Annotated in this window: 11 protein-coding genes and 2 pseudogenes; 9 read left to right on the top strand and 4 right to left on the bottom strand. The window is 72.5% G+C overall.

The window, feature by feature from the left end; translation table 11 throughout:
* Positions 1–96 precede the first annotated feature (96 nt).
* The 3 genes and pseudogenes from AB0N31_RS06485 to AB0N31_RS06475 form a co-directional block, all read right to left on the bottom strand.
* Positions 97–1,659 (bottom strand): annotated as a pseudogene (locus tag AB0N31_RS06485) (alpha/beta hydrolase); the annotation flags it as partial.
* A 130-nt stretch (positions 1,660–1,789) separates the two neighbouring features.
* A pseudogene (locus AB0N31_RS06480) lies at positions 1,790–3,334 on the bottom strand (alpha/beta hydrolase).
* A 129-nt stretch (positions 3,335–3,463) separates the two neighbouring features.
* Positions 3,464–6,169, bottom strand: coding sequence for a lysylphosphatidylglycerol synthase domain-containing protein (locus AB0N31_RS06475; protein WP_366057221.1), 2,706 nt, complete (start codon positions 6,167–6,169; stop codon positions 3,464–3,466).
* 185 nt (positions 6,170–6,354) lie between these two features.
* On the opposite strand from AB0N31_RS06475, the gene AB0N31_RS06470 reads away from it, so the two are divergent.
* The 5 genes from AB0N31_RS06470 (at position 6,355) to nudC (ending at position 16,836) form a co-directional block, all read left to right on the top strand.
* Positions 6,355–6,768: an MGMT family protein gene (locus tag AB0N31_RS06470; protein ID WP_366057220.1), complete on the top strand. Its 414-nt coding sequence runs from the start codon at positions 6,355–6,357 to the stop codon at positions 6,766–6,768.
* Between the two features lie 308 nt (positions 6,769–7,076).
* Positions 7,077–10,550, top strand: a complete 3,474-nt coding sequence (locus AB0N31_RS06465; RefSeq protein ID WP_366057219.1) for an ATP-dependent DNA helicase — start codon at positions 7,077–7,079, stop codon at positions 10,548–10,550.
* A 160-nt stretch (positions 10,551–10,710) separates the two neighbouring features.
* Positions 10,711–14,286, top strand: a complete 3,576-nt coding sequence (locus tag AB0N31_RS06460) for a UvrD-helicase domain-containing protein (protein WP_366057218.1) — start codon at positions 10,711–10,713, stop codon at positions 14,284–14,286.
* A 43-nt stretch (positions 14,287–14,329) separates the two neighbouring features.
* Positions 14,330–15,733 carry a dipeptidase gene (locus AB0N31_RS06455; protein WP_366057217.1) on the top strand — a complete coding sequence of 468 codons (1,404 nt, stop codon included), beginning with the start codon at positions 14,330–14,332 and terminating at the stop codon, positions 15,731–15,733.
* 155 nt (positions 15,734–15,888) lie between these two features.
* Positions 15,889–16,836, top strand: a complete 948-nt coding sequence (nudC, locus tag AB0N31_RS06450; RefSeq protein WP_366057216.1) for an NAD(+) diphosphatase — start codon at positions 15,889–15,891, stop codon at positions 16,834–16,836.
* An 81-nt stretch (positions 16,837–16,917) separates the two neighbouring features.
* Here nudC and AB0N31_RS06445 read toward each other — a convergent pair whose 3' ends face one another.
* Entirely contained in the window at positions 16,918–17,160 is a 243-nt protein-coding gene (locus tag AB0N31_RS06445) for a mycoredoxin (RefSeq protein WP_366057215.1), read from the bottom strand.
* A 187-nt stretch (positions 17,161–17,347) separates the two neighbouring features.
* Between AB0N31_RS06445 and AB0N31_RS06440 the strand changes: the two genes are divergently transcribed.
* The 4 genes from AB0N31_RS06440 to AB0N31_RS06425 all read left to right on the top strand — a co-directional run bounded on the left by AB0N31_RS06440 (position 17,348) and on the right by AB0N31_RS06425 (position 20,913).
* Positions 17,348–19,552, top strand: a complete 2,205-nt coding sequence (locus tag AB0N31_RS06440; RefSeq protein ID WP_366057214.1) for an ATP-dependent DNA helicase UvrD2 — start codon at positions 17,348–17,350, stop codon at positions 19,550–19,552.
* Positions 19,553–19,717: 165 nt separating this feature from the next.
* Entirely contained in the window at positions 19,718–20,044 is a 327-nt protein-coding gene (locus AB0N31_RS06435) for a hypothetical protein (protein WP_366057213.1), read from the top strand.
* Positions 20,045–20,221: 177 nt separating this feature from the next.
* Positions 20,222–20,590 (top strand): WhiB family transcriptional regulator, encoded by a 369-nt coding sequence (locus AB0N31_RS06430; RefSeq protein WP_030038270.1) that lies wholly within the window; start codon positions 20,222–20,224, stop codon positions 20,588–20,590.
* Entirely contained in the window at positions 20,587–20,913 is a 327-nt protein-coding gene (locus tag AB0N31_RS06425; protein WP_366057212.1) for a hypothetical protein, read from the top strand. The genes AB0N31_RS06430 and AB0N31_RS06425 overlap by 4 nt, the downstream gene beginning before the upstream one ends.
* Positions 20,914–20,936: the final 23 nt, after the last annotated feature.

Raw genomic sequence — 20,936 nt, 5'->3', positions numbered from 1 at the left:
GGCGGCCAGTGAGAACGTCCAGATGGCCATGCCCATCATGAGCGCCGCACACAGGAAGGCCACGACCCGCTGCGACCGGTAGGCCGAGTCCGACGATGAGCAGACCTTGCCGTCCTTCGGCACGGTGCCGTCGAGCAGGTAGTCGTCCACCGTCGAGTCGACGCAGTCGCTCCCGCTGCCGTACGCCCCGTGGCCCTCGCCCTTCCAGGTGAGCAGCACACCGACACCCTCGCCCAGCTCGTCCGCCATCCGATGCGCGCCCTCGTAGGGCGTCGCCGGGTCGCCGGTGTTGCCGACCAGCAGGATGGGCGCCGCTCCGGCCGCGCTCACCTCCGGGCTGTCGAACTGCCCGGCCACCGGCCAGTCGTGGCACCAGCCGGCCGTGTCCCAGCCGAGGAACGTGCCGAACACGGGTGAGATCTTCTCGAACTCCGGCAGCAGCTTCCTCGTCTCCTCCACCGTCGGCCGCTGCTTGTCGTCCAAGCACGATATGACCCGCTGCGAGTGGGTCGTCGTGCCGTAGTTCCCCTCGCTGTCCCGCTCGTTGTAGGCGTCGGCCAGGGTGAGCAGTTCGGAGCCGTCGCCTTCCTGCGCCGACTCCAGGGCGCTGGTCAGGGTCGGCCAGCCCTCCTTGCTGTAGAGCGGCAGGACGATGCCGGTGACCGCGAGCGTCTGGGTCAGCTTCCGTCCGGAGGACGTCGGCAGCGGGTCGGCGTCGATCCGCTTCAGCAGGTCGGCGATCTTGCGGCTGCCCTGTGCGGGGTTCTGGCCGGTCGACTTCAGGTAGTTGTCGAGTGCCAGCTGGAAGCCCTTCGCCTGGTTCTTCGCGTGCCCCACGGCGTCGGCACCGGGGTCGACGACCGCGTCGAGGATCACCCGTCCCACGTTCTTCGGGAACAGGTGGGCGTAGACCCCACCGAGTTCGGTGCCGTAGGAGATGCCGAAGTAGTGCAGCTTGTCGTCACCGAGCACCTGGCGCATGAGGTCCATATCGCGCGCGGTGTCGGTGGTCGAGACGTGCGCCATCAGGGCTCCGGCGTCCCTCTGGCAGCCCTTGCCGAAGTCGACGGCGTCGCGGAGGTAGGCCTTTTCCTCGACCGTGGTGTCGGGGGTGGAGTCGACCGACTCGGCGGCCTGGATCTTCCTGTCGCTGCGGCAGCGCACGCCCTCGCTGGCGCCCACCCCGCGCGGGTCCCAGCTCACCAGGTCGTAGTGCTCGCGCAGGGAGGAGACCGTGGAGCCGTACGCCGGCATCGTCGACACCCCGGAGCCGCCCGGGCCGCCGAAGTTGAACAACAGGGAGCCGATGCGCTTGCTGGCGGACCCGCCCGAACGGGCACGGATCAGTGCGAGATCGATCGTCTCCCCGTCCGGCTTCGACCAGTCCAGCGGCACCTTCAGCTTCGCGCACCGCCACTCGTCGCCCGGCGCCGCGGAGTCCGCGGTGGCCCCGCAGCGGCCCCAGTCGAGCTTCTGCCCGGTCAGCGAGGCGGGCAGGGGGGCCGCCGTCGCGTCCGCGGTGCCGGAGGAGGAGGCCGACGGGCGCGCATCGGCCGTACTTCCCTTGTCGTCGTCCCCGCCGTCCGATGAGCCGCCGCAGCCCGTCATCAGCAGTGCGGCGGCGGCTCCCAACGCCGTCCACCGTACGAATCGCGCCATGTGCGTTTCCCCCTCGCGGAGCCGTCCGCACCGGCGGCGGACGGCTGTCAGGCCATGGTAGGCGGATCCCCGCGCACCCGTCGGGCCTGTGGATAACCGTTTGACCTGTATGTTTGTCGAGTTCGAGGGGTCAGGAGCAGACCGTCCCGGCGGTCGGTGCCCTCCCGTTCAGCAGGTAACCGTCCACCGCCGCCCGCACACAGGTGTTCTTGCTGTCGTACGCGCCGTGCCCCTGCCCCTTGTACGTCAGCTCCACCCCGACGCCCTTGCCGAGGGCGTCCACCATCCTGCGTGCGCCATCGTACGGGGTGGCCGGGTCGCCCGTGTTGCCCACGACGAGGATCGGTGCGGAGCCGGCCGCGCTCACGTCGGGACGGTCGGCGGCGCCCGGCACGGCCCAGTCGGTGCAGCCGACCATCCCCTAGGCCAGGAAGTCCCCGAAGACGGGGGAGGCCGCCCGGAACTCCGGAAGCCTGCGCTCCACCTGGGCGACGGAGTAGCGCGGCTTGTCGTCGGCGCAGTTCACGGAGACGTTGGCGGCGATGATGTTGCTGTACTCGCCGTTCTCGTTGCGGCCGTTCATCGAGTCGGACAGCAGCATGAGGATCCTGCCGTCGCCGTCGTAGGCCTGGTCCAGGCCTTCGGTGAGGTACTCCCAGAAGTCCTTCGAGTACAGCGACTGCGCGATGCCGTTGGTCGCGGCGGTCTGTGTCAGCTCGCGCGGGAGGATGCCGGGGATCGGCTTGCCGTCCAAGCTCTTCAGCAGGGTCGCGATCCGGTTCTTGACGTCCTGCGGGGTGTCACCGACGGGGCAGTCCTCCGTTCCCGACGTGCAGTCCTCGGCGTAGTTGTCGAGCGCGAGCTGGAAACCCCTGGCCTGCCCGAGCGCGCTCTGCTCGGGTGTCCGCGTCGGGTCGACGACCGCATCGAAGACGGCGCGGCCCACGTTCTTCGGGAACAGGTGGGCGTAGACGCCGCCGAGTTCGGTGCCGTAGGAGATGCCGAAGTAGTGCAGCTTGTCGTCACCGAGGACCTGCCGCATGAGGTCCATGTCGCGGGCCGCGTCGGTGGTGCGCACGTGCGGCAGCATCTTCTTCGACTTCTTCGCACAGGCCGCGTTGAACTTCTTGGTGTTGTCCAGGAGCGCGCCTCGCTCAGCGGCGTCGTCGGGAGTCATGTCCTGCTGGAGGTAGGCATCGAGCTGCTGGTCGTTCTCGCAGCGCACGCCGGCGCTGCGGCCCACCCCGCGCGGGTCGAAGCTCACCAGGTCGTAGCGGGTGCGCAGGGTCGCGTAGTCCTCGCCGAACGCGGGCAGGGTGATGGCCCCGGAGCCGCCGGGCCCGCCGAAGTTGAACAGCAGGGAGCCGATCCGCCGGTTCTCGGCACCGCTGGCCCGCGCCCTGACCAGCGCGACGCCGATCGTGTCGCCCCCGGGATCGCTCCAGTCCAAGGGTGTCCGCATGGTCGCGCACTCCCATTCGTCGCCGTCCGGCAGCGGCGACGGTGCGTTGCCGCCGCCCTCGGACGGGGACGGTGCGGGGCAGTCCTTCCAGCTCAGCTTCTGTGCCGTCAGATCCTCGTCGCGGGAGTCCCCGCCGCACCCCGCCACCAGGGAGGACAACAGCACGGCGGTGGTGGTGAGCACGGCGGCGCGCGGACGGGAGGGGTTCGGCATGATCCCATCCTGGGGTCGTGCCCGCCTCCGCGCGCGGAGCACGGGCCGTACGAGGTACCGCCGTTCCCGGGGCGTGTTCCGAAAGCAGCCCCGTCTGCCCGAAGGACAGGCGGGACTTCGGGAAAACGGCTAGAGGGCGCCCTTGCGGGTGAGCTGGGTGAAGGCCAGCCAGCCCGGCAGCACCGGCAGCCACAGCGTCAGCAGCCGGAACAGCAGGACCGCGGGGGCGGCGACCTCCTTGGGCAGGCCGACGGCGATCAGACCGACCGTCAGGGTCGCCTCCACCGCGCCGACACCGCCCGGCGTCGGGGCGGCGGAACCGAGCGCGTTGCCGGCGAGGAAGACGACGGCGACGCTGGCGATGCTGATCGAGGTCGTCTCGTCGCCGAAGGCGCGGATCGACGCGTCCAGGCACATCACGAAGCAGGCCGTCAGCAGCAGCATGCCGCCGATGCCGGTGACCAGTTTCTGCGGCCGCTGGAGCACGTCCAGCATGCGCGGCACGACCCCTGCGAACAGCGACCTCACGCGCGTGACGACGAATTTCCGCAGGAACGGCACCGAGGTCACCACGAGCACCAGCACCGCCACCGTCAGCAGACCCGCGATGACGGTCCGGGACGGCGACAAGGACGGCGTCTTCTCGGTGCCCGTCAGATAGCCGAACGACAGCAGCATCAGGATGTGGCAGCCCAGCCCGAACAGCTGCGAGGCGCCGACGCTCGCCACCGCGAGCCCCGGCCGCACCCCCGCACGCTGGAGGAACCGCGTGTTGAGGGCGACCCCGCCGACCGCGGCCGGTGCGACGATCTTCACGAAGGACCCGGCGACCTGCGCGGCCACCGTACGCGGGAACGGCACCCGCTCCGGCACGAAACCCAGCAGGCTCATCGCGGCCGCCACATAGCTCGCCGCCGAGAACAGCACGGCCGCGGCGACCCAGCCCCACTCGGCGTTGGCGATGAGCGGACCGAACTCGATGTGGGTGAGCTGCGTCAGGAGGAAGTACGCGCCGATCGCGCCGGCGATGAAACTGATCAGCGTGCGCGGCCGCACCCGCTCGAGGCGGGCGGGCTCGACCGGCGCCTGGGGGCGGATGCGCAGCACCTCGTGCCGGATCTGGGTGAGCAGGTCCTCCTCGCGGGCTTCCTCCAGCGCCTCGTCGATGGCACGCTTCTCGGCCCGTGTCTCCGCCCGTACGGCCTTCTTCTCGACCTTGCCCGCGGGCGGCCCGGCCTCGTGTCCGGCCGCTTCGTGGCGGGCCTGCTTGGCCTGCCGGGAAGCTTCCAGGACGGCGTCCCGCTCGCGCTGCGCCCGCTCCCGCGCGAGCCTGCGCAGCGTCGCGCGCGTGGAGCGGCTCAGCGCGATGGGTTGGAGCATCGGCAGACAGTCGGCGACGGCGTCGGGGCCGAGCACGCTCACCGCGGAGGCCACCGCGCGCTCGGCGCCCACCCGCAGGCCGAGCGTCACCAGCAGTTGCGAGGTGTCCATGCGCAGCAGCAGATCGCCGGCCGCGATCTCGCCGACGCGCATGTCGGTGAGGATCACCGTGCCGGAACGATCCACCAGTATCGCGTCGCCGACGAGCCTGCGATGCGCGATGCGACGGGACTGCAGGGCGCGCACCTGGTGCCAGGCGTCGTGCAGCAACGCGTCGGTGATCTCCTCGTCGGCCAGCGAGTCCAGGGTGCGGCCCCCGGTGTGCTCGTAGACGAGCATCACGGCGTCGGGGCCCAGCTCGGACGTCGCGATCAGCTTCGGCGCGTTGGCTCCCGCCGCGATCGCCGCGTAGGCCAGCAGCGCCTCCTGTTCCAGCGCCTGGCGCAGCGACTGGAGGCTGCTGCGGGTGGCGAAGCCGCGCAGGGTCAGATTGCGCCACGCGCGGTAGAAGAAGCCCTGCGCCTGCTGCTCGCGGTCCACCACGGTGACGTCCAGCGGTGGGCCGTCCTCCAACGTGACGAAGTAGCGCCGGCCGCGGTCGCCGGTCTCCGGGTTCTCCGAGACCTCCTGGCGCGCGGCGCTCACCGGGCGGAAGCCGACGTGCCGCAGGCCCGCCATCAGCGTCCGTCCCGTGGGCCGGACGTTGGGCGAGCCGACCGCGTACAGCGTGCCGTACGCGACGGTCCAGCCGATCAGCACCGTCAGGATGATCGAGAAAGGTGTCGTGTAGCCGGTGACGAGCATCGAGAACGCGTCGAGCATCAGCACGATCCACAGCACCGCGCGCCAGCGGGGACGCCGTGACATGCCGACGGCCGTCATATAGGCGATCACGGGCGCCAGGTAGCCGTGGACGGGGTCGGTGAGGGCGTGGATGTCGCCCGGGGAGGGCTGGGTGAGCGCCTCCTGGATCGAGTCCGGGGCGGCCTTGGCCACCCACAGGTCGGTGGCGAGTGTCACTCCGTGGGCGAGGACCGCCGCGAGCACGCCGTCGGCGATCCGCAGCCCGTCCCGCTTGATGAGCCGCTCGATCGCGAACGCCACGGGCACCAGCAGGATCGCGATGCTGGACGCCAGTCCCGCGATCTTGATGAGGAGGTCGGGCGCCTGTCCGGTGCCCTTGTTGATGTCCTGTTCCAGGCCCGAGGTCGTTCCGTGCGCGAAGGCGGCGACGCCCAGCAGGACGACGACGGCCAGTACGCCGACCAGCAGCCGCATGAGGTCGGAGGGACGGTGCACGCGCGCGGGGAGGAGTGGTTCGTCGCCCTCGACCTCGTCGATGTGCGTCACCTCGACCAGATCCTCGTCCTCTCCCGCCGGGCCGCCGGTGTCCGGGCGCGACGCAGCGTCAGAGGTGCCCTCCGCGTCCTCGGGATGCACACCCTGCTGCTTCATCGTCTCTTCTTGGTCTCGTATCACCGGTCACCGCCCGCACGATGGTGGCATGCCGCACCGACACACGGGGGCATCAGGGTGCAGAGGCGGGGCGCACAGTCTGCCCGAAGCGCCGCCGTGGGGCGAGGATCACACGGAGTTCTCGACCCGTCGCACTGTCGGTGGGGTGGTGCAGGATGGGGCGGATGAGCGAGCAGAGCCTTACGGACGCCGCCTGCCCGGAGTACACCGGTGACACGCCACCGGACCACGCCGGCGACGCGCTGCCGGAGTACGCCGAGCGCGTCCTCGAGGTCGCGGAGCTGATCCCGCGCGGGCGGGTCATGACCTACGGCGACGTGGCCGAATGGCTCGAGGAGGGCGGCCCGCGCCAGGTCGGCCGGGTGATGGCCCTCTACGGCGGAGCCGTCCCCTGGTGGCGTGTCGTGCGCGCCGACGGAGTGCTGCTGCCGGGCCACGAACTGCGGGCCCTCGACCGGTACCGCGCGGAGGGCACGCCCTTGAAGGGGGCGAGCCGGGCCGCCGAGGGGCATCTGCCGCGCCTGGACATGAGACGGGCGAGGTGGGACGGCGGTGAGCGTGCGGAGGGTCACATCTGACAGCTTCCGCCATCGACCCCGCCCGAGGGGAGCTTGTGGCCCGTACGGGGGAAACGGGGCACGTCCGTGACATGGCGTACGTTCGAGGGGCGAGGGACCCGGGTGGCCTGCGGGTCGCACGGGCCCTGAGGGAAGAAGCGGAAGCCGTCCTTCCGACCCGCCCGTCGGCGTAGCGTCGGCCGCACGCGTCGCCCTCATCCCGGGACCACCGCCCGCCCCGGGCGGCACCCGTCCCACCACGACCCCCTCGCGACGGCGCCCCGCGCCGGACGTGACGATCTGCACACCCACCAGGACCGGCGAACCACGTGAGCTCCTCTTCTTCCACCAGGCGCCTGCCGCACCCCCAGGGACGGCAGGGGAGCCGTGGCGCGTATCGGCTGGTCCGGACGCGGCCGGTGCGGGTGGATCCCCCTCGTCTGGACGCCGCACAGCGCTCCGTGGTTGACCACAGCACCGGCCCACTGCTGGTCCTCGCGGGTCCGGGGACCGGGAAGACCACCACGCTCGTCGAGTCGGTCGCGGCCCGCGTGGCGCGCGGCGGCGATCCCGCGCGCATCCTCGTGCTGACCTTCAGCCGCAAGGCGGCCGTCGAACTGCGCGACCGGATGGCGCTGCGCATGGGCGCCGCCCGGGCGCCCCGCGCCACCACCTTCCACTCGTACTGCTACGCCCTGGTCCGCGCCGAACAGGACAGCGACCTGTTCGCCGAACCGCTACGGCTGCTCTCCGGCCCCGAACAGGACGTGGCCGTCCGCGAGCTGCTCGCCGGCCAGATCGAACTCCAGCGGCGGGGCCTCGCGCACGTGCGCTGGCCCGACGACCTCCGCGCCTGCCTCACCACGCGCGGGTTCGCCGACGAGGTCCGGGCAGTGCTCGCCCGCAGCCGCGAACTGGGCCTCGGCCCCGACGCCCTGGACGCCTTCGCCGGCCGCATCGGCCGCCCCGACTGGCGGGCCGCGGCCTCCTTCCTCGCCGAGTACCTCGACGTCCTCGACCTGCACCGCGTGATCGACTACGCCGAACTCGTCCACCGCGCCGTCCTGCTCGCCCACCGCCCCGAGATCGCCCGGCGGCTCGCCGCGCAGTACGACGCCGTCTACGTCGACGAGTACCAGGACACCGACCCCGCCCAGGTACGGCTGCTGCACGCCCTCGCGGGCGGCGGCCGCACCCTGGTCGCCTTCGGAGACCCGGACCAGTCGATCTACGCCTTCCGGGGCGCCGACGTGAACGGCATCCTGGAGTTCCCGCACACCTTCCCGCGCCACGACGGGCGCCCGGCCCCCGTCGAGGTCCTGCGCACCTCCCGCCGCTCCGCGGCCGCGGTGCTGGCCGCCACCCGGCTCGTGACCCAGCGCATGCCCCTGACCCGGCTTCCGGCGGAGAAGGTCCGCGCCCACCGGGACCTCGCCCCCGCGCGCGAGGGCGGTCGTGTCGAGGTCTACACGTACCCGACATCCGGCACCGAGCTCGACAACATCGCCGACATCCTGCGCCGGGCGCACCTGGAGGACGGCGTGCCCTGGGGCGAGATGGCCGTCCTGGTGCGGGCCGGCTCCCGCACGATTCCCACGGTCCGCCGTGCCCTGACGGCCGCGGGCGTCCCCCTCGACATCGACGGCGACGACCTGCCCCTGCGCCACGAGCCCGCGGTGGCCCCCCTGCTGACGGCACTGCGCGCGGTGGCCACGGCGGAGGCGGCCTCGGGCACGGTGCGGCCCGACGGGCCGGGGGAGGGCGGCTCGGGGGAGGACGGCGGGCCGGGGGAGGGCGGCGGGCCCGCGGGCGGTGAGGCACTCCGCGTCGACGGTGAGGCGCTCGTCGAAGCGAAAGGAACAGACGCATCCGACCCGGACGCACCTGACGCCGACACCGTCGTCGCCGGACGAGCCGCACCGGACGCCTGCTGGCTCGACACCGAGACCGCCCTCACCCTGCTCACCTCACCCCTCGCGAGCATGGACGCCGCCGACCTGCGCCGCCTCGGACGTGCCCTGCGGGACGAGGAACGGGCCGCGGGCAACCCTCTGCCGCCACCGTCGGACGAACTGCTCACGCGCGCCCTCGCCGAACCGGAGCGCCTGGCCGTGCACGACCCCGTGTACGCGCGCGGTGCCCAGCGGCTGGGCGCGCTGCTGAGGAGGGCCCGGGAACGTCTCGCGGGCGGCGGCACGGCCGAGGAGGCGCTCTGGGACCTGTGGGAGGGCACGCCCTGGCCCGCGCGCCTGGAACGGTCTGCCCGCCGTGGCGGCGCGGCCGGCCGCAACGCCGACCGCGACCTGGACGCCGTATGCGCGCTGTTCGCCACCGCCGCACGCGCGGAGGAGCGCACCGGCGGGCGCGGCGCGCTGAACTTCCTGGCCGAGATCGAGGCCGAGGACATCGCCGCCGACACCCTCACCCGGCGCGCCGCGCGCCCCGACGCCGTACGTCTGATGACCGCGCACCGTGCCAAGGGACTGGAGTGGAGCCTGGTCGTCGTCGCGGGCGTGCAGGAGGGGCTGTGGCCCGACCTGCGCCGCCGCGGCTCCCTGCTGGAGGCGGACCGCATCGGCCGCGACGGACTCGCCGAACCGCTCACACCGGGTGCCCTGCTCGCGGAGGAGCGCCGCCTGTTCTACGTGGCCGCCACGCGCGCGCGTGACCGGCTCGTCGTCACGGCGGTCAAGGCGCCCGCGGACGACGGCGACCAGCCCTCCCGCTTCCTCGCCGAACTCGGCGTCGAGCCCAGGGACGTCACGGGCCGCCCGCGCCGCCCCCTGTCGGTCGCCGCGCTGGTCGCGGAACTACGTGCCACCACGGTCGACCCGCGCGTCTCGGAGCCGCTCAGGGAAGCCGCGGCGCGCCGCCTCGCCCGCCTGGCCGCCCTGGCCGACGAGGACGGCCGGCCCCTGGTGCCGTCGGCGCACCCCTACCGCTGGTGGGGCATGTTCGAGCCGACCGAGAGCAAGGTGCCGCTGCGCGACCGCGACCGGCCCGTCGTGCTCTCCGGCAGCGCCCTCGACCAACTCGCCAACACCTGCGCCCTCCAGTGGTTCCTGGGCCGAGAGGTGAAGGCCGACGCCCCCGCCACGGCCGCCCAGGGCTTCGGCAACGTGGTGCACGTCCTCGCCGACGAGGTCGCCTCCGGACACACCCCGGCCGACCTCGCCGTTCTCACCGAGCGCCTCGACTCCGTGTGGAACGCGCTCGCCTTCGACGCGCCCTGGAAGTCGGCGCAGGAGAAGGAGCACGCGCGCATGGCGCTCGAACGGTTCCTGAAGTGGCACGTCATGGACCGCGCCGGCCGCACGCCCGTCGCGAGCGAGCACGACTTCGACGTCACCCTGGAGGCGGGCGAGTACGAGGTCCGCATCCGCGGCCAGATGGACCGCGTCGAGGCCGACGGCGACGGCCGTGCCTACGTCGTGGACTTCAAGACCGGCAAACAGGCGCCCACCGCGCGCGAGATGGAGCGGCATCCGCAGCTCGCCGTGTACCAGCTCGCCGTCCGCGAAGGCGCCGTCGACGAGGCCTTCGACGGCGTCCGCCCCGAGCCGGGCGGCGCCGAACTCGTGCAGTTGCGCCAGGGCGCCGCCAAGCGGGACGGCGGCGAGACCCTGCCCAAGGTGCAGGCACAGGAGCCGCTCGAGGGCGAATGGGTCGGTGAACTGCTGGCCACCGCGGCCGGCAAGGTCCTCGACGAACGGTTCACGCCCACCGCCGGCCAGCACTGCACGCACTGCGCCTTCCGCGCCTCGTGCAGCGCCCGGCCCGAGGGACGCCACGTGGTGGAGTGAGCCCGCCGGCGGACCACAGCGCGAAAGCGGCCCGCGCGGCGCGCGGCGTGGCACGAACGGTCTGGTGTGACGGACCGCACCAACCCTCCTGACCTGCGCCTTCTGTGTCGCGGCAGACGTTTTGTCATCGACTGTCGGTGGCCGCCATTAGCCTCTCCCCATGCCCGCCCGTATCACCGATCCCGAGCAGCTCAAGGAGCTCCTCGGGATCCCCTTCACCCCGGAGCAGACGGCCTGCATCACCGCACCGCCCGCCCCGCAGGTGATCGTGGCCGGAGCCGGGTCGGGCAAGACGACGGTGATGGCTGCGCGCGTGCTGTGGCTGGTCGGCACCGGCCAGGTCGCCCCCGAGCAGGTCCTCGGCCTGACCTTCACCAACAAGGCCGCCGGCGAACTCGCCGAGCGCGTCCGCAAAGCCCTGGTCAGGGCCGGCGTCACCGACCCCGACGTCATCGACCCGGACAACCCGCCGGGCGAACCGGTGATCTCCACGTACCACTCCTTCGCGGGCCGCCTGCTGACCGACCACGGCCTGCGCATCGGCCTGGAGCCGACATCCCGGCTGCTCGCCGACGCCACCCGCTACCAACTCGCCGCGCGCGTGCTGCGCGAGGCACCCGGCCCCTACCCGGCACTCACCCGTTCCTTCGCCGACCTGGTCAGCGACCTGCTCGCCCTCGACTCCGAGCTGTCCGAGCACCTGGTCCGCCCGGAGGACCTGCTCGCGTGGGACGCCGGTCTGCTGCGCACCCTGGAGGGCACCAGGCTCAGCAACGCCGACCTGCGCAAGGTGCCCGAGACCGCCGCCGCCCGGCGCGAACTCGCCGAGCTGGTGCTGCGCTACCGGGCCGCCAAGCGCGAGCGCGACCTGCTCGACTTCGGCGACCAGATCGCCCTCTCCGCCCGGCTCGCCCGGATCCCCGAGGTGGGCCGCGTCCTGCGCGACGAGTTCCGCGTGGTGCTCCTGGACGAGTACCAGGACACCTCCGTGGCCCAGCGCACCCTCCTGGCGGGCCTCTTCGGCGACGGAACCGGCCACCCCGTCACCGCCGTCGGCGACCCCTGCCAGGCGATCTACGGCTGGCGCGGCGCGTCCGTCGCCAACCTCGACGACTTCCCCGAGCACTTCGCCCTCGCCGACGGCAGCCCCGCGACCCGGCAGGCGCTCAGCGAGAACCGCCGCAGCGGCGGCCGCCTCCTCGACCTCGCCAACGGCCTGGCCGAACCGCTGCGCGCCATGCACGCGGGCGTGGAGGCACTGCGCCCCGCTCCCGGCGCCGAGCGCGACGGAATGGTCCGCTGCGCTCTCCTGACCACCCACGCCGAAGAGATCGGCTGGATCGCCGACTCCGTCGCGCACCTGGTGAACACCGGCAAGGCGCCCGGCGAGATCGCCGTCCTGTGCCGTACGGCCACCGACTTCGCCGAAATCCAGGGTGCCCTGGTCGCCCGTGACGTACCCGTCGAGGTGGTGGGCCTCTCGGGCCTGCTGCACCTGCCCGAGGTCGCCGACCTCGTCGCCGTCTGCGAAGTCCTCCAGGATCCCGGAGCCAACGCCGCCCTGGTCCGCCTGCTCACCGGCCCGCGCTGGCGCATCGGCCCCCGTGACCTCGCCCTGCTGGGGCGGCGTGCGCGGCTGCTCGTGTCCCACACGCGCGGTGGCGACGGCGACGACCCGGACCGGCGGCTCGCCGAGGCCGTCGAGGGGGTCGACCCCTCCGAGGTGACATCCCTCGCGGACGCCCTGGACACCTTCCTGGAGACAGCCCTGGAGGGAACCGACGACGGGCTGCCCTTCTCACCGGACGCGCGCGTGCGCTTCGCCCGGCTCGCGGCGGAACTGCGCGATCTGCGACGCTCCCTGGCCGACCCGCTGATGGACGTCCTGCACCGCGTTCTCGCCGTCACCGGCCTCGAGGTGGAACTGTCGGCGTCCCCGCACGCCCTGGCCGCCCGCCGCCGCGAGACCCTGTCGAACTTCCTCGACATCGCCGCCGCCTTCGCCGCCGCGGAGAGCGAGGCGAGCCTGCTCGCCTTCCTCGGCTTCCTGCGCACCGCCGCCCAGTACGAGAAGGGGTTGGACAACGCCCTGCCCGGCGGGGAGAACACCGTCAAGGTCCTCACCGCGCACAGGTCCAAGGGCCTGGAGTGGGACGTGGTCGCCGTCCCCGGACTGGTCACCGGCACCTTCCCCAGCGGCCAGGGCCGCGAGAAGTGGACCGCCCAGGCCAAGGTGCTGCCGCACGAGCTGCGCGGTGACGCCGACACGCTGCCCGACGTCGAGGCCTGGGACTCGCGGGGCATGAAGGCCTTCCACGAGGCCATGAAGGACCACCAGCACACCGAGGAACTGCGCCTCGGCTACGTCACCTTCACCCGCCCCCGCTCCCTGCTCCTCGGCTCGGGCCACTGGTGGGGGCCCACCCAGAAGAAGCCCCGTGGCCCCTCCGCCTTCCTCCACGCCCTGCACGACCACTGCGCCGCCGGGTACGGCGAGATCGAGGCCTGGGCCGACGAACCCGGGGAGGACGAGGAGAACCCCGTCCTCCACCGGGCGTCCGCCGACCAGGTCTGGCCGCTGCCCCTGGACGACGCCGCGCTGGCCCGCCGCCGCGCCGCCGCCGAGACCGTCCTCACCCACCTGGAGAACCTTGCCGCGGCCGGGACGGGCGCACCCACGGCCGCACACGCACCCGAGACCCACGACGACCCCGACTGGCCCCCACCGCCGGCCGAGGACGGGCCGGACCCGTACGACGGGCCGGACCCGTACGACGAATCCGACAGGTACGACGGGCTGGACCCCTACGACGAGTCAACCCCCTACGACGAACCGGGCCCGTACGACGAGTCAGCCCCTTACGGCGAACCGGACCCCTTCGCGGAGGCCACTCCCGGCCGCCCCCGCACCCAGCCCCCGGCCCGCGCCGGCGAGTGGAGCACCGTCCGCCCCCTCGTCCCGCACCAGGCGCCGCCCCCCGAGCGGCGCCCGGCCCGCCTCACGCCCGAGGAAGCCCGCACGGTCGCTTCCTGGGACCGTGACCTGGACGCGCTCACCGGGGAGCTGCTGCGCGCCCGGCAGAACGTCACGGACGTACCCCTGCCGGTGACGCTGACCGCGTCGCAGGTGCTGCGCCTGGCCGCCGACCCCGACGGGCTCGCCCAGGAGCTCGCACGTCCCATGCCGAGCCCGCCCCAGCCGGCCGCGCGCCGGGGCACGAGGTTCCACGCGTGGGTGGAGGCCCGCTTCGAGGAGTTGCCCCTGCCCTTCCTGGAACCGGAGGAACTGCCCGGTGAGGACGCGGAGATCGCCGACGAACGCGACCTGGCAGCGCTCAAGGAAGCCTTCGAGCGCACCGAGTACGCCCACCGCACCCCCTACCGCGTCGAGGTCCCCGTCCAGCTCACCCTTGGCGGCCGCGTCGTACGGGGCCGTATCGACGCCGTCTACGAGGTCCTCGACCGCGACGGCGTGACGTACGAGATCGTCGACTGGAAGACCGGCCGGGGACGCGACGGCGACCCGCTCCAGCTCGCCGTCTACCGGCTCGCGTGGGCCGAGCAGCAGGGTGTGCCCGTGGAATCGGTCACAGCGGCGTTCGTGTACGTGCGCACCGGCGAGGTCGTCCGGCCCGGGGATCTGCCGGACCGGGCCGCGCTGGAGCGCCTGTTGACAGGGGAGGAGGCTCCGGAGGACGGTCGTGGCGTACCGGCCGCGAAAGTAAACCGTGCGTAAGCGACCGGCCGGGAGGTCGGTGCGGCCGGATAGGCTCGTGACCATGAGCCAGACCCCGGACAGCGCCGTCCGCACGTACATCGAGCGCCACCGTGCGGCGTTCCTCGACGACCTCGCCGAGTGGCTGCGCATCCCGTCGGTCTCCGCCCAGCCCGACCACGCGCCCGACGTACGCCGAAGCGCCGACTGGCTCGCCGCCAAGCTCAGGGAGACCGGCTTCCCGGCCGCCGAGGTCTGGCAGACGCCCGGCGCGCCCGCCGTCTTCGCCGAGTGGCCGTCCGGCGACCCGCAGGCACCCACCGTCCTGGTCTACGGCCACCACGACGTGCAGCCCGCCGCCCGTGAGGACGGCTGGGACAGCGACCCCTTCGAGCCGGTCGTCCGCGGCAACCGTCTCCACGCGCGCGGGGCGGCCGACGACAAGGGCCAGGTCTTCTTCCACACCCTGGGCGTGCGCGCCCACCTCGCCGCCACCGGCCGGGCCGCCCCGGCCGTCAACCTCAAGCTGCTGATCGAGGGCGAGGAGGAGTCCGGCTCCCCCCACTTCCGCGCCCTGGTCGAGGAGCACGCCCAGCGGCTCGCCGCCGACGCCGTGATCGTCTCCGACACCGGCATGTGGTCCGAGGACACCCCGACGGTGTGCACGGGCATGCGCGGGCTCGCCGAGTGCGAGATCCGCCTGTCCGGCCCCGACCAGGACATCCACTCCGGCTCCTTCGGCGGCGCCGTGCCCAACCCGGCCACCGCCGCCGCCCGCCTCGTCGCCGCCCTGCACGACGAGCACGCACGCGTGACCGTCCCCGGCTTCTACGACGGCATCGTCGAACTCACCGACCGCGAACGCGAGCTCTTCGCCGAGCTGCCCTTCGACGAGGAGCGCTGGCTGCGCACCGCCAAGTCGCACGCCACCCACGGCGAGGCCGGGCACACCACCCTGGAACGCATCTGGGCCCGCCCCACCGCCGAGGTCAACGGCATCGGCGGCGGATACCAGGGCCCCGGCAGCAAGACGATCGTCCCGTCCTCCGCCTTCGTGAAACTGTCCTTCCGGCTGGTCGCGGGACAGGATCCCGACCATGTGGAGAAGGCGGTCCGCGCCTGGGCCGACGAACAGGTGCCCGCCGGCATCCGTCACGAGATCACGTTCCGCCCCGGCACGCGCCCGTGCCTGACCCCGCTGGACCACCCGGCCCTGCAGTCCGTCGTGCGCGCCATGGGCCGCGCCTTCGAAGGCCCCGTCCGCTTCACCCGCGAGGGAGGCTCGGGCCCCGCCGCCGACCTCCAGGAGGTACTCGGAGCCCCGGTGCTCTTCCTGGGCATCTCCGTCCCCTCCGACGGCTGGCACGCCCCGAACGAGAAGGTGGAGCTGGACCTTCTGCTGAAGGGCGTCGAGACCACCGCCTACCTCTGGGGCGACCTCGCCGACACCTGGCGCCATGCGCCCTGACGACCCCGCCCGGTCCGGAGCGACACCGCGCGCGGGGCACACTGGAGAAGCCGCCCCGCACGGCGACACCGCACCCGGCCCGGTCGCCCCCTGCCGCACGAACCGCTGAACCGCCCGCCGAAACAACCGTTCCACCGGGGGAGTTGGAAGCACCTGTGACCACCTGGACCGACCAGAACGCCGACCGGCCCATCTCGCTCACCGCGCCGAGCGGCATCGACCGCGCCGCCCACCACCGGCTCGACGAGGCCTGGCTCGCGGCGGCGTGGAGTCACCCCACGACACGCTGCTTCGTCGTCTCCGGCGGCCAGGTCCTCATCGACGAGACGTCCGACGGCCGGACCGAACTCGTCATGACGCCCTCCTTCGAAGCCCCGCTCACCGAGGCCCACCGCTACTTCCTGGGCACCGACGCCGATGGCGTCAGCTACTTCGCCCTGCAGAAGGACGCGCTGCCCGGCCGCATCGACCAGTCCGCCCGCCCCGCGGGCCTGCGCGAGGCCGGACTGCTGCTGTCGCCGCGCGACGCCGGCCTCATGGTGCACGCGGTCGGCCTGGAGAACTGGCAGCGCACCCACCGCTTCTGCTCCCGCTGCGGCGAGCGCACGGTCATCGCCGCCGCCGGCCACATCCGCCGCTGCCCCGCCTGCGGCGCCGAGCACTACCCGCGCACCGACCCGGCGGTGATCATGGCGGTCACGGACGGGGAGGACCGCATCCTGCTCGGCCGCCAGGTCCACTGGCCGGAAGGCCGCTTCTCGACGCTGGCCGGTTTCGTCGAGCCCGGCGAGTCCATCGAGCAGGCGGTGCGCCGGGAGGTCTTCGAGGAGGCCGGCGTCGTCGTCGGCGGCCAGGTCGAGTACGTCGCCAGCCAGCCGTGGCCGTTCCCGTCCAGCCTCATGCTCGGCTTCATGGCCCGCGCCACCTCCACCGACATCGACGTCGACGGTGACGAGATCCACGAGGCCCGCTGGTTCTCCCGCGACGAACTCGGCGCGGCCTTCGAGTCCGGGGAGGTCCTGCCCCCCTACGGCATCTCCATCGCGGCCCGCCTGATCGAACTCTGGTACGGCAAGCCGCTGCCGACCCGCAACGTCATGTGAGACCGGACGCACGAAGGGCGGCCCCTGAGACCCAGAGACCGCCCTCTCCGCTTTCGCCGTACCGCCGAGGCGTCCGACGAGCTACGCGCCGATCTTCTGCTTGACCTGTGCCAGCGAGGGGTTCGTCAGCGTCGAACCGTCGGGGAACAGAACCGTCGGCACCGTCTGGTTTCCGCCATTCGCCTTCTCCACGAACGCCGCGGACTCCGGGTCCTGCTCGATGTTGATCTCGGTGTACGCGATGCCCTCGCGGTCCAGCTGCTTCTTCAGCCGCTGGCAGTAACCGCACCACGTGGTGCTGTACATCGTCACAGTGCCCAGCATGTCTCTCGTGCTCCTTCGGCGGGTCCGGGGTAACAGGTCGTCGCAGGGGAAGAACGTCCGCGCGAGGCACACCATTCCCGTGCGGTGCGGACGGCGGAGGGTGACCCTCGCCGCATTGGTACGACTACCGGTGTCCACCTGTGGACAACCGGCTCACGCGTCTCCGGCGACCTGGCAGCATGGCTGTGTGACAGCAGCAACGCACTCCACCCTTTTCCCGCAGGTACCGGACTCGGCCGACGCGGTGCTCGAAGGGCTCGACCCCGAGCAGCGCGAGGTGGCCACCGCCCTGCACGGCCCGGTGTGCGTGCTGGCCGGAGCCGGTACCGGCAAGACGCGGGCGATCACCCACCGCATCGCCTACGGCGTGCGCGCCGGCATCCTGCACCCCTCCAGCGTCCTCGCCGTCACGTTCACCAACCGCGCCGCCGGAGAGATGCGCGGGCGGCTGCGCCAGCTCGGCGCCCAGGGCGTCCAGGCCCGCACCTTCCACTCCGCGGCCCTGCGTCAGCTGCAGTATTTCTGGCCGAAAGCGATCGGTGGCTCCTTGCCCCGCCTCGTCGACCGCAAGGTCCAGCTCGTCGCCGACGCGGCAGCCGCCTGCCGTATCCGCCTCGACCGGGGCGAGCTGCGGGACACCACCGCGGAGATCGAGTGGTGCAAGGTCACCCAGACCGTCCCCGCCGACTATCCGGCGGCCGCCGCCAAGGCCGGCCGTGAGACGCCCCGCGCGCCCGCCGAGATCGCCCAGCTGTACGGGGCCTACGAGGACCTCAAGCGCGAGCGCGGCGTCATCGACTTCGAGGACGTGCTCCTGCTGACGGTCGCCGTCCTCCAGGACCGGCAGGACATCGCCGAGCAGGTCCGTGCCCAGTACCAGCACTTCGTGGTCGACGAGTACCAGGACGTCAGCCCCCTCCAGCAGCGTCTGCTGGAGCTGTGGCTCGGCGACCGGGACTCCCTGTGCGTGGTCGGTGACGCCAGTCAGACGATCTACTCGTTCACCGGTGCCACCCCCGACCACCTCCTCGACTTCCGTACCCGCCACCCGGGGGCCACCGTCGTCAAACTGGTCCGCGACTACCGTTCCACCCCCCAGGTCGTCCACCTCGCCAACGGTCTGCTGGCCCAGGCCCGCGGCCGGGCCGCCGACCACCGCCTGGAACTGATCTCCCAGCGTGCACCGGGCCCCGAACCCGTCTACGCCGAGTACACCGACGAGCCCGCCGAGGCCGAGGGCGCGGCCCGCCGCATCCGCGAGCTGCTGGCCGCCGGCGTCCGGCCCGCCGAGATCGCCGTCCTGTTCCGCACCAACGCCCAGTCCGAGACCTACGAGCAGGCGCTCGCCGACGCCGGCATCCCCTACCAGCTGCGCGGCGCCGAGCGGTTCTTCGACCGCCCCGAGGTGCGCAAGGCGATCAACGCGCTGCGCGCCGCCGCCCGCTTCGGCGGCAACGACGCCCTCCTCGAGGATGTCGTCGACCTGCCCTCCCAGGTGCGCGCGGTCCTGTCCGGCGAGAACTGGACGCCCCAGCCGCCGGCCGGTTCCGGCGCCGTCCGGGAGCGCTGGGAGTCACTGGCAGCCCTGGTGCACCTGGCGCAGGACTTCACCGCCGCCCGAGCGGACGCGACCCTCGCCGACCTGATCGCCGAACTCGACGAGCGCGCGGGCGCCCAGCACGCCCCGACGGTCCAGGGCGTCACCCTCGCCTCCCTGCACTCGGCGAAGGGCCTGGAGTGGGACGTCGTCTTCCTGGTCGGCGTCGCCGAGGGCATGATGCCGATCACCTACGCGCGCACCGACGAGCAGATCGAGGAGGAGCGCCGCCTGCTCTACGTCGGCGTCACCCGGGCCCGTGAGCGCCTCCACGTCTCCTGGGCGCTCTGCCGTTCGCCGGGCGGCCGGCCGAACCGCCGGCCCAGCCGGTTCCTCGACGGGCTGCGCCCCGGCTCGGGCAGCGTGTCCGGGCGCGGCGCCAATGCCCGCGCCGGGGGCGTCGAGCGCGGTTTCGGGAGCGCGACCACGGGCGTGGCGGTCGGGCCGCGCCGGACCCAGCGCACCCCGGCCCGTTGCCGGATGTGCGGGCGCACCCTGACCGACGGCGGCGAGATGAAGCTGATGCGCTGCGAGGACTGCCCCTCCGACATGGACGAGGGGCTCTACGAGCGGCTGCGGGCCTGGCGCGCGGTCCAGGCCCGGCGGTCCGGACAGCCCGCGTTCTGCGTCTTCACGGACAAGACGCTGATCGCGATCGCCGAGACCGCCCCCGAGGAACCGGGCGAACTCGCGCGGATCCCGGGCGTCGGCACCCGCAAGCTCAACCGTTACGGGACCGATGTCCTGGCCATCTGTGCAGGCCAGGACCTGGCGGCGGAGGACGGCGACGACTGATCCGAACTCGTCGGAAAAATAGTTTGCGCATGCCCCAGGAATCCCCATAGGTTCTTAGGCACGAGAACAGAGGCCTTCTCCAAGGCCCCGGTTCCGTGCTGTACTTGCATATCCGTCGGACCGGTTCGTCCTGGTCCCCCGAGACGCCGAGAGGAGGCGATTCCAGTGATCATCATCAACACCAACTCCGTCAGCACCGCCAAACTGACCGATCGCTCGAACGTCTCCACGTGCATTCTCGCCGCCTCGAACCTGGGCACCGGTCTGTCCGGCATTCGTGCCGACCGGTCGGCGTCCTCCTCCGTTGCCCCCGTGGGTCTTGTTGCCCGCGACCGCAGCGAGCGACCGACCGAGGCGCTGGAAGCGGCAGTAAAGGCACAGGCGAAGGCCTATGCCTTTACGGCGACCGGTGCCGGAGCCCGGAAGCAGACGACGCAGCACCACCTGATGTGGGCCTTCCGTGGGCCAGAACCCTGGAGTCATCCAGCCTGATCGTCGATCAGGCCGGCGCCTTCAGGGCCGCGGAACCCCACCCGGGATCCGCGGCCCTTCTGTTTGTCCCCGACCGGGGACGGCAGAGCGAAGGGGCCTCGGGACAAGAAAAGAACCCGGTACCAAGCCGCCTCCCGGCCCAACAGGGCCGGAACGACCAGACGAGGAAGACGACCCGTGCAACTCGAAGCGCACGCCCCGTCCGTACCGCCTTCCGAAACGATCCCCCCGCCCGGCCTCACGGAGGACTCCACCTTGACCCCGCTCACGGCGCTCACCGCGCTCGACGACGCCATCGAGAACCTCGGCGTACCCGTCCCGTGCCGCTCCTACGACCCGGAGGTCTTCTTCGCCGAGTCGCCCGCGGACGTGGAGTACGCCAAGTCCCTCTGCCGCACCTGCCCGCTGGTCGAGGCCTGCCTCGCCGGCGCCAAGGAGCGGCGTGAGCCTTGGGGCGTCTGGGGTGGCGAGCTGTTCGTCCAGGGTGTCGTCGTCGCCCGGAAGCGGCCGCGTGGCCGCCCGCGCAAGAACCCGGTCACGGCATGAACACCATCGCAGGAACGATCGACCGCCCCCTCACGCACGACCCCAAGAAGCAGGCCCCGATGAAGCCGTCCACCAGCGAGCCCGCAGGCTCCGCGATCCAAGACGTCACCACCACCGGCGCGAACGACTCGCGTCAGAACAGGACCCGCGAGATGCAACTCATCCCAGAAGCCCTGGCTCGTGCGCATATGCACGACCGGCTGCAGGCGGCCGAGCAGGAACGCCGGGCCGTGGGCCTGGTGACCGCTCGCCGGATGCAGCGTCGGGCCGAGCGCGCCTCGCTGCGTGCTCGCCGGGCGCTCGCCATCGCCGTGATGCAGTGACCCTTCTCACCTGAAGCGGTGGC

The organism is Streptomyces sp. NPDC051051 (assembly GCF_040682975.1).
Taxonomy (GTDB): domain Bacteria; phylum Actinomycetota; class Actinomycetes; order Streptomycetales; family Streptomycetaceae; genus Streptomyces.
Note: the sequence above shows the minus strand (reverse complement) of the source record. Positions and strands in the feature narration are given on the sequence as shown.

Coding starts and splice junctions, on each gene's coding strand:
- AB0N31_RS06475 (WP_366057221.1), bottom strand. CDS start 6,169: ATGAAGCAGCAGGGTGTGCATCCCGAGGACGCGGAGGGCACCTCTGAC.
- AB0N31_RS06470 (WP_366057220.1), top strand. CDS start 6,355: ATGAGCGAGCAGAGCCTTACGGACGCCGCCTGCCCGGAGTACACCGGT.
- AB0N31_RS06460 (WP_366057218.1), top strand. CDS start 10,711: ATGCCCGCCCGTATCACCGATCCCGAGCAGCTCAAGGAGCTCCTCGGG.
- AB0N31_RS06455 (WP_366057217.1), top strand. CDS start 14,330: ATGAGCCAGACCCCGGACAGCGCCGTCCGCACGTACATCGAGCGCCAC.
- AB0N31_RS06445 (WP_366057215.1), bottom strand. CDS start 17,160: ATGCTGGGCACTGTGACGATGTACAGCACCACGTGGTGCGGTTACTGC.
- AB0N31_RS06425 (WP_366057212.1), top strand. CDS start 20,587: ATGAACACCATCGCAGGAACGATCGACCGCCCCCTCACGCACGACCCC.